At 56.1% G+C, this 13,843-nt stretch carries 13 protein-coding genes; 6 read left to right on the forward strand and 7 right to left on the reverse strand.

Translation table 11 applies throughout. The annotated features are described in order from the left end of the window. Positions 1-337 precede the first annotated feature (337 nt). Both uvrB and AAC622_RS08790 read left to right on the forward strand, forming a co-directional pair. On the forward strand, positions 338-2,527 hold the full coding sequence (uvrB, locus tag AAC622_RS08785) for an excinuclease ABC subunit UvrB (RefSeq protein WP_340263012.1): 2,190 nt from the start codon (positions 338-340) through the stop codon (positions 2,525-2,527). Between the two features lie 170 nt (positions 2,528-2,697). After that, entirely contained in the window at positions 2,698-3,954 is a 1,257-nt protein-coding gene (locus tag AAC622_RS08790; RefSeq protein WP_340261710.1) for a lytic murein transglycosylase, read from the forward strand. On the opposite strand, the gene AAC622_RS08795 is transcribed toward AAC622_RS08790, so the two are convergent. Both AAC622_RS08795 and AAC622_RS08800 read right to left on the reverse strand, forming a co-directional pair. Continuing rightward, positions 3,946-4,434: a tRNA (cytidine(34)-2'-O)-methyltransferase gene (locus tag AAC622_RS08795; protein WP_340252543.1), complete on the reverse strand. Its 489-nt coding sequence runs from the start codon at positions 4,432-4,434 to the stop codon at positions 3,946-3,948. The two genes, AAC622_RS08790 and AAC622_RS08795, sit on opposite strands and share 9 nt — an antisense overlap. Continuing rightward, positions 4,427-5,023, reverse strand: coding sequence for a carboxymuconolactone decarboxylase family protein (locus AAC622_RS08800; protein WP_340261714.1), 597 nt, complete (start codon positions 5,021-5,023; stop codon positions 4,427-4,429). The genes AAC622_RS08795 and AAC622_RS08800 overlap by 8 nt, the downstream gene beginning before the upstream one ends. An 82-nt stretch (positions 5,024-5,105) precedes the next feature. Here AAC622_RS08800 and AAC622_RS08805 point away from each other — a divergent pair, with 82 nt between their 5' ends. Beyond that, the gene (locus AAC622_RS08805; RefSeq protein WP_340252547.1) at positions 5,106-5,585 is read left to right on the forward strand and encodes a pyridoxamine 5-phosphate oxidase; all 480 of its coding nucleotides are present in this window, start codon (positions 5,106-5,108) and stop codon (positions 5,583-5,585) included. Here the strand turns inward: AAC622_RS08805 and AAC622_RS08810 are convergent. The 3 genes from AAC622_RS08810 to AAC622_RS08820 form a co-directional block, all read right to left on the reverse strand. Next, entirely contained in the window at positions 5,582-5,863 is a 282-nt protein-coding gene (locus tag AAC622_RS08810) for a hypothetical protein (RefSeq protein ID WP_340261717.1), read from the reverse strand. The genes AAC622_RS08805 and AAC622_RS08810 overlap by 4 nt on opposite strands. 95 nt (positions 5,864-5,958) lie before the next feature. Next, positions 5,959-6,393: a DUF4864 domain-containing protein gene (locus tag AAC622_RS08815; protein WP_340252551.1), complete on the reverse strand. Its 435-nt coding sequence runs from the start codon at positions 6,391-6,393 to the stop codon at positions 5,959-5,961. A 71-nt stretch (positions 6,394-6,464) separates the two neighbouring features. Beyond that, on the reverse strand, positions 6,465-8,045 hold the full coding sequence (locus AAC622_RS08820) for a lysine--tRNA ligase (protein ID WP_340261718.1): 1,581 nt from the start codon (positions 8,043-8,045) through the stop codon (positions 6,465-6,467). Between the two features lie 116 nt (positions 8,046-8,161). Between AAC622_RS08820 and AAC622_RS08825 the strand changes: the two genes are divergently transcribed. Next, positions 8,162-8,581 (forward strand): tellurite resistance TerB family protein, encoded by a 420-nt coding sequence (locus AAC622_RS08825; protein WP_340261721.1) that lies wholly within the window; start codon positions 8,162-8,164, stop codon positions 8,579-8,581. A gap of 35 nt (positions 8,582-8,616) precedes the next feature. Next, positions 8,617-9,882, forward strand: coding sequence for a SulP family inorganic anion transporter (locus AAC622_RS08830; RefSeq protein ID WP_340261724.1), 1,266 nt, complete (start codon positions 8,617-8,619; stop codon positions 9,880-9,882). A gap of 3 nt (positions 9,883-9,885) precedes the next feature. On the opposite strand, the gene dacB is transcribed toward AAC622_RS08830, so the two are convergent. Next, the gene (gene dacB, locus AAC622_RS08835; RefSeq protein ID WP_340261726.1) at positions 9,886-11,367 is read right to left on the reverse strand and encodes a D-alanyl-D-alanine carboxypeptidase/D-alanyl-D-alanine endopeptidase; all 1,482 of its coding nucleotides are present in this window, start codon (positions 11,365-11,367) and stop codon (positions 9,886-9,888) included. Positions 11,368-11,429: 62 nt separating this feature from the next. Then, positions 11,430-12,050: a nicotinate-nucleotide adenylyltransferase gene (locus AAC622_RS08840; RefSeq protein WP_340261728.1), complete on the reverse strand. Its 621-nt coding sequence runs from the start codon at positions 12,048-12,050 to the stop codon at positions 11,430-11,432. A gap of 129 nt (positions 12,051-12,179) precedes the next feature. On the opposite strand from AAC622_RS08840, the gene ettA reads away from it, so the two are divergent. After that, positions 12,180-13,835 carry an energy-dependent translational throttle protein EttA gene (gene ettA / locus AAC622_RS08845; RefSeq protein ID WP_340261730.1) on the forward strand — a complete coding sequence of 552 codons (1,656 nt, stop codon included), beginning with the start codon at positions 12,180-12,182 and terminating at the stop codon, positions 13,833-13,835. Positions 13,836-13,843 lie beyond the last annotated feature (8 nt).

Below are 13,843 nucleotides of genomic sequence, written 5' to 3' on the forward strand. Positions count from 1 at the left end.
GCGCGGGCATCAGGAAATACCCCAAAATTGAATTGCCGGCCGAGATCTAGGGAGCGAGGGGTGGGTGGTGCGATCCCGACCGACAATCAATTTGCTGCTTGCAAGAAAAAGCTACGGAAATTTTCTCTCGGATGTAATCAAAATTTCTCCTTAAAGTTGTATAAATTTGCGACAAATTGTTCTGAGTTGATTAACTTTTTGGAAACCTCACAGCGCCCCAATGAATGAGCCCTCTATCGCTTGTCCTTGGCGCGCAGCGCGATAGGATAGACCCTGCGCACAGACCATGCGTGTGACCTGTGGAAGGGCCAAAATGCATAACAATTCGCCAAGCTCTATGCCCGATTTGCCACGCGCTGCGTCCCCACGCGAGGGACGCGCCAATAGCGATCGTTTGGCACGCGAAAAACTCGAAGGCGGCAAGCGCTTTGTGATGCAGACCGAGTTTACCCCCGCGGGCGACCAACCCCGCGCGATTGCCGAGCTTGCAGCCGCCGTAACAGATGGGGATCGCAACCAAGTTTTGTTGGGGGCAACTGGCACGGGCAAGACCTTTACCATGGCCAAGGTGATTGAAGAAACACAGCGCCCCGCAATCATACTTGCCCATAACAAGACCTTGGCAGCTCAGCTTTACGGGGAGTTCAAAAACTTTTTCCCCGATAACGCGGTCGAGTATTTCGTCAGCTACTACGATTACTATCAACCCGAGGCCTATGTCCCGCGCACGGACACGTTCATTGAGAAAGAAAGCCAGATCAACGAACAGATTGACCGGATGCGCCATTCCGCCACCCGCGCGTTGTTGGAACGAGACGATGTGATCATCGTGGCATCGGTGTCCTGTATTTACGGCATTGGCTCGGTCGAAACCTATACGGCTATGGCAGTCGATCTATTCGCAGGACAAGACTATGATCAACGGCAGGTCATGGCCGATTTGGTTGCACAGCAATATCGGCGCAATGATCAGGCGTTTCAGCGCGGCTCATTCCGGGTGCGCGGCGACAGTTTGGAAATTTGGCCTGCGCACCTCGAAGATCGGGCATGGCGTCTTTCGTTTTTTGGCGAGGAACTCGAAGGCATCACCGAATTTGATCCGCTGACGGGTCAAAGCACCGATAAATTCGACAAAATCCGTATCTACGCCAATTCGCATTACGTCACCCCACGCCCAACCATGCAACAGGCGGTGAAGGCCATCAAAGAAGAATTGCGCCAGCGCTTGGATCATCTTGTGGCTGACGGGAAACTGCTTGAGGCACAGCGCCTTGAACAGCGCACAAATTTCGACATCGAAATGCTTGAGGCTACAGGCGTCTGCAACGGTATTGAGAACTATTCGCGCTATTTGACAGGCCGCGCCCCGGGCGAGCCGCCCCCCACCTTGTTTGAATATATTCCAGATAACGCCATCGTCTTTGCCGATGAGTCGCATGTTACTGTTCCGCAGATCGGGGGCATGTATCGCGGAGACTATCGGCGCAAATTTACTTTAGCCGAACACGGGTTCCGACTGCCCTCTTGCATGGATAACCGACCGCTGAAATTCGAAGAATGGGACGCGATGCGGCCACAATCTATCTTTGTTTCGGCCACCCCTGCTACTTGGGAATTGGAACAGGCAGGCGGCGTCTTTACCGAACAAGTGATCCGTCCAACGGGCCTGTTAGACCCGCAAATTGAGATCCGGCCAATTGAGACGCAAGTGGATGACCTGTTGGATGAAATCCGCCAAGTCGCGGCCAAGGGCATGCGTGTGCTTGTCACCACATTGACCAAGCGCATGGCCGAAGATTTGACCGAATATCTCCATGAACAAGGCGTCCGCGTGCGCTATATGCATAGCGATATCGACACAATCGAACGGATCGAGATTTTGCGCGATTTGCGCCTTGGCGCCTTTGACGTTCTGATCGGGATCAACCTGTTGCGCGAAGGATTGGACATTCCCGAATGTGGGCTTGTCGCAATTTTGGATGCCGACAAAGAGGGCTTTTTGCGTTCTGAAACCTCGCTCATTCAAACCATCGGACGGGCCGCTCGAAATGCGGATGGCCGTGTCATCATGTATGCTGACCGGATCACAGGCAGCATGGAACGCGCGATTGCGGAAACGGATCGCCGCCGCGCCAAGCAGATCGCTTATAATGAGGAACACGGGATCACCCCCACAACAGTGAAAAAGAATGTCGAGGATATCTTGGCGGGGCTGTATCAAGGCGATGTGGATATGAGCCGCGTCACCGCAAAAGTCGACAAACCTATGGTCGGTGCAAATCTGGCTGCCCATCTCGATGGGCTGCGCGCGCAGATGCGCAAAGCAGCAGAGAATTTGGAATTTGAAGAGGCCGCGCGCTTACGCGATGAGGTCAAGCGCCTAGAGGCGGTGGAACTGGCTGTGGCGGATGACCCGTTGGCCCGCCAATCTGCCGTGGATGAAGCGGTCGAGGCGGCAAGCGCCGCAAAAGGACGCAGCACCGCAGGGCGGCCTGGGCAACGGGGTGGGGTCAAGCGTCGCAGATAGGGCGGCACCCTGCGCGCCCTCACAGCCCAAGCTCGCCTTTTTAACCGCGCCGACAAAGGCCTCTGAAACGGTACATCTGCCAATTTTTGTGGATCATCATCCCGCATTCTTATCGCCCTTGCGCGAAGAATTTGGTAGAAGGGCGCGCACAAGAACAAGAGGCCACGAGCATGACCCTCACCAGACGCATGATGATGCTAACCACGGGCGCATCCCTGCTTGGCGGGTGCGTGCCAAACCCGTTGGATGGCTTGACCCAAGCAGGTCAAAACTTCTTGCGCCCAACCCCGCCTGATCTGCAACCAACCCCAAATGCGGGCTATGCCCAATGGGTGGCCAATTTCAAATCTCGCGCAGAAGCACGGGGAATACACCCCGTCACCATTTCGCAAGCTTTCCGTGGCACAGGCTATTTGCCAGGTGTCGTGACCCGCGACCGCAATCAGGCAGAATTCTCTCGCAGTTTCGAGGATTATTTGAACCTTGTCGCCTCTGAGGCCAAGGTGACTTCGGGCCGCGCAGCCTTTACCAATCAATCGCGCCTCTTGCGCCGCATCGAAGACCAATATGGCGTCCCACGCGAAGTGGTGGCGGCGATTTGGGGCGTTGAAAGCGAGTTTGGTACAAAGCGCGGGGATATTCCCGTGATCTCAGCCACATCGACCCTTGCCTATGACGGACGGCGCGCGGCCTTTTTCGAGGCGCAGCTTTTTGCTGCTCTGCGGATTTTACAGCAAGGCCATACAACCGCCGAAAACCTCAAAGGATCATGGGCAGGGGCCATGGGGCATACCCAATTCATTCCCACCACCTTTGCGGCCCATGCGGTGGATTTCAATGGTGATGGCAAAAAAGATATTTGGAGCATTGATCCCACAGATGCCTTGGCCTCAACCGCCGCCTATCTGCGCGAAGGGGGCGCATGGCAAAGCCAATTTGGCGTGGGTTGCGAGGTGCGCCTGCCCCAAGGATATTCGGGGCCTTCTGGGCGCGGCGCGCCAAGCACGCTTGCCACTTGGATTGCGCGCGGCGTGGTGCCTGTGGTGACGCCCACCCGCAATTTGGGCAATCCCGCCCTGCTGTTGCCTGCAGGGCCAAACGGGCCTGGGTTCCTCGTTTCGCCCAATTTCAGCGCGCTCTTGCGATATAATGCATCGGATAATTACGCGCTTGGTGTCATCTACCTCGCAGGGCGGCTGACTGGGGCGGGGCCTATATCAACGCCATTCCCACCAGATCAATATGGACTGCTGATCGAAGATCGCCGCGCTATCCAAGGGGGCCTTAAGGCGCGTGGCTATCAGATTGGCAAGATTGATGGCGTATTTGGCCGCCCAACCGAAGCCGCCATTCGCGCCTTTGAGGCTGAAAGAGGATGGCCCATCACAGGCCAACCCTCGCAAACCCTGCTGACCGCTTTACGCTAAGGCGTGACTGCGCAAGGCTTGGTAGGCTGCCGCGCAAGCGATATTCGCCAGATTCAAAGAGCGAATATGCGGGGAATACATCGGCAAGGAGACAAGCCGATCCGCATGGGCTGCGATAATCTCAGGAGACAGCCCTGTCGTCTCACGGCCAAAAACCAAATAGGCATCTTGGGGAAATTCGACCTCGTAGGCCGATTGCGCCCAATCATTTTCAAAGAGAAACAACTGATCCGCGCGCGGCCTGCGCGCTGCGATAAACGCTTCCCAATCATCATATTCTGTCAGGCGCACATGTTTCCAATAATCCAATCCCGCGCGGCGTACTGATTTCTCCGATAGCTCAAACCCATAGGGTCGGATCAAGATCAATTCCATATCCAAGCCCACGCAAGTGCGCCCAATCGTGCCCGTGTTCCCGGGTATCTCAGGTTGGAACAACACGATCTTCATCTGATGCGGGGCTTGGGGGCGCTCAGACATGCTTGCCGACACTCCACCCAGTGGCGTCTTTCAAACGCGCCTCACCTTTGCTGATTGGAAGATCTTCTAGGGCGGATCCCATACTGTCATTCCAACGATTAAGATACCCAAACAGCGCGACAACGGCCATGATCTCGACCACAGCAGACTCGCCCCAATGCGCCTTAAGGCGTGCGCCGATTTCTGGTGTCACCGCGTTTGGCACAAGGGTTGCCGCCTGCGCAAAGGCCAAGGCGGCTTTCTCGGCCTCGGTAAAATGGGGGCTATCTTCAAAGGTGAACACATCGTTCAACCGATCTTCTGACGCGCCAAACCGCTCGGAGGCCAAGATCATATGGGCCTGACAATACAGGCAGCCTGATGCCTGACTGGACACATACCCAAGCAGGCGTTTGAATTCAGGCGTGACTGCGCCGTAATCCGTCATGACCGCCACGTTCAAATCGGTAAAGGCCCGCGCGATTGGCGCACGATGTGCCATGGTGCGCACAGAATTTGGGATCACCCCCAACGGCCCTTTGAAAAACTGAACGTGATCTGCCAGATCGCGCTCCATTTCCTCTTCCTCAAGCGGGCGGATCAATGCCATGATGCGGGTCTCCCTTCTTTTCCCTGTGCTGCGCAGACCGTGGCGCGCAGAGGCAAAACTTGCAAGCGAAAGGCGCGGGCCAATGGAAAAAGCGACAAACCCCATACGCCCGACCGACGATGCGGCGCGCGCATTGGCCCGTGGGATATTGGCAGACCATAACTATGCGGCGCTTGGAGTCACTGACCCGCAGACAGGTGCGCCCACTCTCAGCCGTGTCGCCTATGTCTGGCTGCCTGAGACAGCACAAATTCTTAGTCTTATTTCAGATCTCTCCGCGCATAGTCGCGCCTTGGCAGAGCGGCCAAACTGTGGGCTGTTGATCGGCTCTGTGCATGATCGCGGCGATCCTTTGACCCATCCCCGCCTGAGTTTAGAAACCTATGCCCTGCCCTGTGACAAGGCCGAAAAAAAGGCGGCCTATCTGGCCGCCTATCCCAAAGCAAAGCTCTATTTTGATTTTGGCGATTTCCGTATGGTGGAATTCACCGTCAAAGCCGCGTTTTTAAATGGCGGCTTTGGTCAGGCCTTTCACCTTACCCCCGATGATCTGCGGCCTTAGGGCGTGTCACAGCGCGCGGTCAATTGCAATGTGCCACGCACAGGCTGAGGCCAGTTCAGGCGAATTGAGCCGCGCCCAACCCGATGCCGCGTGGTGGCATAGGGGGTGACGTATTGGACAACATTGGCGCTGTTGCGCAACGGCCCCTCAGGCAGGGCAGAGGCCGCAACCCGCGCCTGACCCTCAAAGGGCAGCCAATCGCGCAAATCCACCTCCCAAACCTGCTGCGGGCTGTTTTCCGTGACGGCAAGCGTCACAGGGTTTTGGGTGTCCCGCAAAGCCCTGAACCGAACCTCGCAGAATGTAAAATATTGGTTTGATAGATGCGTTGCGGAGGGGTTCCACGTCAAACGCGTTAAAAACGTCTTAATCCTTAGACCGAGGCGGGCGGCTGCGGCATGTAATGGACACCATTGATCCGCCAATCACCCGCAATCTGGACCATTTCGTAAATCAAAAGATGGCTTTGCCAATCGCGATCAATTACTTCGACCTGCTGAAAAACGCCAGTTTGGGTCATACGCGCCGCACCAAACCGATAGGTCAGTGGATGCCACACCATGGGATAACCTTGCTCGACCATGCGGGCAAATTGATCCTGATCGCCAAATAAATTTTGAATAAGGGGGCTTGCATAGCTCCATGCGCGGGGGATGTCTTGGGCGCGAAAGGCTTCAAGCTGGGCGGCAATGGTCGCTTCAACGCGATTATCAATCTCAGGTGCAGACTGCGCCAGCGCCGAGCGCGGCGCACCGGCCAAGCCCACCCCCAGAACCAGAATCAAAGTGATGACATAATGACGGATCACGCCTGATGACCTTTGACCTCTATCCCTTGCTGGCAAGAGGTAGGGGGCAAAAGGTAAAGGTCAATTGCGCCTCATGCCGCCAAATCGCCGCGCAATCCTGCCTCGATCAGCGCGATTGTCTCGTTCACACCATAAAGCGCGATGAACCCGCCAAAGCGCGGGCCTTGGCTTGCGCCCATCAACACCTCATAAAGTGCGCGGAACCAATCGCGCAGCGGCTCGAACCCATGATCTTTGCCAACCGCAAAGACAAGCGTTTGCAGCGCCTCATCTTCAATCGGCCCATCATAGACCTTGAGCCGCGCAACAAGATCCTCAAGGGCAGCGCGCTCTGTGTCATTGGGCAGACGAAAGGTTTTTTCTGGCTTCACAAAATCATTGTAATACCGCACCGCAAAACCCGCCGCTTGATCCATATCTGGATTGGTTTCAGGCGAGGCATCAGGCGCATAACGGCGGATGAACCCCCATAGGGTTTCCTTGTCTTCCGCCCCAGCCACAGAGGCAAGATTGAGCAACATCGCAAAACTGACCACCATATCGGAGGCAGGCACAATGCCGTTATGAATGTGATGCACAGGGTTGGATAATTTCTGCGCCCAGTCCTGATCAGAATAAGCCCGCAATTGTTGGTGATATTCATCCACGGCCTTGGGGATCACATCAAAATAAAGCCGCTTGGCGGTTTTGGGTTTGCCAAACATAAAATAGCTCAAGGACTCGGTCGAGGCGTAGCTGAGCCATTCATCAATCGAAATCCCGTTGCCAGACGATTTCGAGATTTTCTGCCCTGTCTCATCCAAGAACAATTCATAGGTGAAATGATGCGGCGCAGGTGTGCCTAAGATTTCACAAATCGCGTCATAAATCGGCGTGTTTGTGGAATGGTCTTTGCCATACATTTCGAAATCAACGCCCAACGCCGCCCAGCGCGCGCCAAAATCAGGCTTCCACTGCAATTTGCAATTGCCGCCCGTCACGGGCAGCGTCCATTCACGCCCATCCTCATCATCAAAGGTGATCGTATGGTTCTGCGCATTCACCTCTTTCATCGGCACATACAGCACGCGGCCCGTTTCAGGGTGGATCGGCAAGAAGATGGAGTAGGTCTGTTGGCGTTCTTCGCGCAACGATTTCAACATCACCTTCATGATATCGTCATAGCGCTCCGCAGCACGCTTTAGAACGGTATCAAACTGGCCTGACCGATAGAATTCGGTCGCCGAATAAAACTCATATTCAAAACCAAATGTATCGAGAAACCGCCGCAGCATGGCGTTGTTATGGTCGCCAAAACTGTCAAATTCTTCGAACGGATCAGGCACAGATGTCAGCGGCTTTTGTAGATGCTCACGCAGCATGTCTTGGTTAGGCACATTGCCCGGAACCTTCCGCATCCCATCAAGATCGTCCGAGAAACAAATGAGACGCGTTGGAATGTCGCTGATCGCTTCAAAGGCGCGGCGGATCATTGTGGTGCGCAGCACCTCGCCAAATGTGCCGATATGTGGCAAGCCACTGGGGCCGTAGCCCGTTTCAAACAGCACATAGCCCTTTTCAGGCGGGGCTTTTTCATACCGTTTCAAAATCGCGCGCGCTTCCTCAAAAGGCCAAGCTTTGGAACTGAGGGCGGCATCACGAAAATCAGACATTTGGCTTCATCCATCACAAGCGCGGCATCGGGTGGCCGCATTGCCCCTGCACCTATTGCGGCAACCGAGCGGGGTCAATAATCTAAACCCAAAACAGAACCCTGAAAGGATCCCGCATGAGCTCTGCAACCTCCCTTTCTGCGCAAGACGCGCTCGTTGCGCTCATGATGGCAGTCTCGCTCTCGGATGAGTCAGTCGGCACCGCTGAGCTGGTCACCATCGAGGCCTTAGTGAATAACTTGCCAGTCTTTGCCAATTACGATGCAGATCGGATGCAAAATGTCTCAAAAACTGTGTTCGACCTGTTCGAAGAGGAAGATGGCTTGGATGCGCTGTTTGGTCTAGTGAACCAAGCCTTGCCAGAAAAGCTCCATGAAACCGCATATGCGCTGTGCTGCGATGTGGCCGCCGCAGATGGGTTATTGGGGCAAACGGAACTGCGTATGCTAATGGAAATCCGCTATCAATTGGACATTGATCGTCTTGCGGCGGCAGCGATTGAACGCGGCGCACGCGCGCGGCATATTACACTTTAAGGCGGCAATTTTCGCCGCGATTCGATGGCGGCACCATGAAACCACAAATCCTAAGCACGTGGCCGGGCTATACGGCAGCGGCAGCAACGCGTGACGTTTTTGCAGGCGTCACTGTGGCGATGGTGGCCATTCCCCTGTGCCTTGCGATTGCGATCGCCTCGGGTGCAGAACCCATTCATGGGCTGATCACCGCGATTGTGGGCGGGTTCCTAATTTCCGCCCTTGGCGGCAGTCATGTGCAAATTGGCGGGCCAACAGGCGCGTTCATCGTTGTAGTCTATGATGTCATCTCTCAACATGGGATGGATGGCTTGGTATTGGCCACGCTGATCGCGGGCGTGATCCTATCGCTCGCTGCACTGTTTCGTGCAGGCAGCCTCATCGCGCATGTGCCAGAACCCGTGATCAACGGATTTACCGTTGGCATTGCGGTGATTATCGCCACAAGCCAACTGCCCGATTTTTTGGGAATTCCCTTAAATGATGCGCCCGCGCATTTCTTGGGAAAACTGGCCGCTATTTGGCAGGCGCGTGATCAAATCGCACTGCCAAGCTTTGCGATTGGCCTTGCAACCATGGCGGCCATCGTCCTTTTGCGGCGGTTCTTTCCACGCTTCCCGAGCTTGATTTTAGCTGTCGCGGGGGCGTCTGGACTGGCGTTTATGTCCCTACCTGATGTGGCCACAATCGGCAGTCGCTTTGGCGCTTTACCCACCGAATTTCCTTGGCCGTCCCTGCCCCAGATCACCTATGAGCGCGTGTTAGAATTGCTGCCCTCTGCCCTCATCATCGCCTTTCTGGCAGGGATCGAGTCGCTTTTATCGGCGATGGTCGCAGATCGGATGACCAAGAATGTGCATCGCCCAAATGCAGAATTGATGTCGCAAGGTGTCGCCAATCTGGCATGTGCGGCCTTTGGATCGCTTCCCGCAACGGGTGCGATTGCACGCACGGCGACCAATGTTCGCGCAGGCGGCACAACCCCTGTTGCGGGGATGGTGCATGCGGGGGTCATCTTGTTGGTCTTTCTTTTTGCAGCGCCTTTAGCAAATTACTTGGCCCTGCCCGCTTTGGGCGGGCTTCTGTTGCTGACAGCTTGGAATATGTCCGAACCACATCATTGGCGCAGCTATGTAACAGCGGGGCCCGTCTCTGATCGTGGCCTCTTTGTGCTAACGCTCGTTTTGACAGTCTTCACGGATCTAACCGTTGCAATCGCTACGGGTGTGGCCATCGGCCTTGCGCTGAGACTGAAGCGGCGCAAAGTTCCGCCGCAAGATTGGACGCCGCCTGATCGGTAAATGTCAGCCAAAGCCGCGCAGCCATGACACTAGCATATCATTTTGCAATGTGCGGGCGCGACCTATCCATGTCCGCCCACCGGGGGGGCGGTCGCGCTCCTCAGGGCCAAGCGCCGCACGGCGGGGCAAATCCGCATTGAAAATTGCAAAGGCTAAGGGCCGATTGGGACCCTCAATATAGCCGGTCAAGGTCGAGACAAAATTCAACGTGCCTGTTTTGGTGACAATCTCGGCCGTGCCAATTTGGGCTTGCACCTCGTCATTCACGCGATGCGCCCGCAACAGGTTTCGCAAGCGCCCCCTTGGCCCCGCCGCAACCAAAGCCTGCACCATTTGCACAGGCGTCATCTGGCTTAAATCCTGCAAGCCAGAATGATCATGTAACTCAGCCCGCCCCGACACATAGCGCCCATCAAGCCGTGCCGCCATGTGATCGGCAGATTGGCGCAAACTTGGATTGGCCGCCCCCGTTAGGGTTTGTGTTGCGCGCAATCCTACGACCTCAGCCGTGAGATTTGTCGAATAGCGCAGCATAGAGCGCAGCATCCCATCAAGGGGCGTGCTTGAAATTTCCGAAAGAACCACGGCCTCAGACGGCACGGCAGTTGCGCGCTGCACCCTGCTCAGCACAATGCCAGAGGATCGCGCAAGCGAGGCAAAAACTTCGCCCACATAGGCGGCCGTATTGCGCACAGGCAACCAGCGTCCCCCCTCACCCGTAAGGGCCGATCTGGCCACCGACCAACCCTCGCGCGCCGTTGCAGTTTCCGCGCGGTAGTCCAAAATAGGGGCCGCGCGATCCGCGACAGTCAAGCCAATTCCCAAAACCGCAGGGCGCAAGTCATCAGCGCGGGCATCAAGCCCAACCTGTAGGCCATTCGTTCCCTGCTCCCATGCCAGATAGACCCTGTTAAAATTCAAGTTCAGACCCGAAATTGCAGGATTATACCCCGCATAATCGGCCTGTGTCGCATCAATAAGGGGAATGGACGGCAGGGATGTATCCACGAGGTGCAGCGCGCCTGTCACCTCGCGCAGACCTATATCGCGCAGGCCCGTGACCAGCATGGCAAGCCCCGTGGTGTCCAAATGGGGATCCCCCTCGCCATACAGCCAAAGATCCCCTTCAAGCCGCCCGTTTCGCAAATTTCCCGTGGCCAAAACCCGCGTTGCAAATCGATAGCCTGCCCCAAGGGCGTCCAACGCGTAAAGCGTGGTTAAAACCTTCATCGTGCTTGCGGGGGGCAAGTTTGCGCTGGCGTTATGGCCCTGTAATATCTCGCCCGTGCGCGCATCGGCCACAACAGCGGCCACCGCGCCTTGATAGGGGCTTGCGGCAATAAGGTTCTCAAGACCTGCGGCACCTGCGGGGGTGGGCGCGGTCGGACGCGGCATCGGCACGAGGGAGGACAACGGGGCCTGCCCATAGGCCGCGCTTGCCGCAGCCGAGATACCACCCGCCAAAACCCCGCGCCGCGTGATCATCTGCCCACCTCGTTATCCTTTGCCAATCTTGCCGCGCAGTAAGCCAAGCCCGAACGGGTTTCTCAAGACCATACACCCGCTGCGCGCAATTGTGATGAACTTTCACTGCGCAAAGGTAGGGTAAGATAAGTCCAAGCTGGGGCTTCGTAATCGGCCAAGCTATAGGCCAATTCAGGCGCCACCCGCGCGGCATCGTACGCGCGCGCAGCTTTCGAGAAGCGGGCAGGCAACCCCGCTTGCGGGCGCGCAAAAACAGCAATCGGTAGACTTGAGATGATCTCCTGCCAATCCTGCCACAGGTGAAACTGGGCCAAATTATCAGCCCCCATCATCCACACAAACCGCAGCTTTGGATAAAGCGCCTGCATTTGTCGCAAGGTCTGCGCAGTGAACCTTGTGCCAAGCTGCGCTTCAATGCCCGTGACCCGCAGTTTCGGATGGCCCGCTTGCAAGGCCCGCGCGGCGTTAATCCGCGCATCAAGGGGCGCAGGCCCGCGAGATTTCAACGGATTACCTGGACTTACCAACCACCAAACCTGATCCAAGCGCAGCCGCTTGAGCGCCTCACGACTGATATGCAAATGCCCCGCATGTGGCGGATCAAACGAACCACCAAAGAGGCCAATGCGGGCAGCCTCAGGGGCAAAAGGCAAGGTGTGGCGAAACACGGGATAAACTTCCACGACAAATCACAGGTCCACCTTCGCCTCTATCACGAAGCAAAGCCGCAAGGAAAGCAGGCGAAGCGATTGCCGAAAGCAGCCATCCCCATTAGAAGAGGAAAAAATCTACTCTCAAAGGACAACGCACGCATGGCCTCCTATCAATATGTCTACCACATGGACGGTGTCTCTAAGACCTATCCTGGTGGCAAGAAATGCTTCGAGAATATCCGCCTCAGCTTCTTGCCCGGTGTGAAAATCGGTGTGGTCGGTGTCAACGGCGCAGGTAAATCCACATTGCTGCGGATTATGGCGGGCTGGGACAAGGACTTCTCTGGCGAGGCATGGGCCGCGCAAGGCGCAAAGGTGGGCTATCTGCCCCAAGAGCCGCAACTCGATGAAACCCTCACAGTGCGCGAAAACGTCATGCTGGGTGTGGCCGAGAAAAAAGCCAAGCTCGATCGCTTTAACGAATTGGCCATGAACTATTCGGATGAAACCGCCGATGAAATGGCCGCGTTGCAAGATGAGATTGACAGCAACAACCTGTGGGATCTCGACAGCCAGATTGATGTGGCCATGGAGGCCTTGCGCTGCCCGCCCGATGAGGCCATGCCAGAGCATCTTTCAGGCGGGGAACGCCGCCGCGTGGCGCTGTGCAAATTGCTGCTTGAAGCGCCTGATATGCTGCTGTTGGACGAACCGACCAACCACTTGGACGCGGAAACCATCGCTTGGTTGCAGCAGCATTTGATCGACTACAAAGGCACGATTTTGATCGTCACCCATGACCGTTACTTTTTGGACGACATCACAGGCTGGATTCTCGAACTCGACCGCGGCCGCGGCATTCCATACGAAGGCAATTACTCAAGCTGGCTGGAGCAAAAAGCCAAACGCCTTGAGCAAGAAGCCCGCGAGGATAAATCGCGCCAGAAAACTCTTGAGCGCGAATTGGAATGGATCAGACAGGGCGCAAAGGCGCGTCAGGCCAAGCAAAAGGCCCGTATCAACGCCTATCAAGAATTGGCGGGCCAATCCGAGCGCGATAAAATCAGCCGCGCACAGATCGTCATCCCCAATGGGCCACGCTTGGGTCAAAAGGTGATCGAAATCGAAAACCTGACCAAGGCCTATGGCGACAAGTTATTGATCGAAGATCTCAGCTTTAGCTTGCCGCCTGGCGGGATCGTGGGCGTGATCGGGCCAAACGGCGCGGGTAAATCCACGCTGTTTCGGATGCTGACGGGCCAAGAAGGGCCTGACGCGGGCACGCTTGAATATGGCGATACGGTCAAGCTATCCTATGTCGACCAATCCCGCGATGCACTGGATCCAGAAAAAACAGTTTGGGAAGAGGTTTCGGGCGGGGCCGAGATCATCGAACTGGGCGATGCCACGATGAACAGCCGCGCTTATTGCTCGGCCTTCAACTTCAAAGGCGGAGATCAGCAAAAGAAAGTGGGCCTTCTGTCAGGGGGCGAACGCAACCGCGTGCATATGGCCAAACTTTTGAAATCAGGAGGAAATGTTCTTCTGTTGGACGAACCGACCAACGATTTAGACGTGGAAACCCTGCGCGCGCTCGAAGACGCGCTGACGGATTTCGCAGGCTGCGCCGTGGTGATCAGCCACGACCGCTTCTTCCTTGACCGCATCTGCACCCATATCCTCGCCTTCGAAGGCGAGGCCCATGTGGAATGGTTCGAAGGCGCCTTCTCCGATTACGAAGAAGACAAAAAACGCCGCCTCGGGCCAGATGCGCTTGAGCCGAAACGGGTGAAATACAAGAAATTCGCGCGGTGAGATAACAA

This window comes from Roseobacter sp. HKCCA0882 (assembly GCF_037805225.1).
GTDB lineage: Bacteria > Pseudomonadota > Alphaproteobacteria > Rhodobacterales > Rhodobacteraceae > M30B80.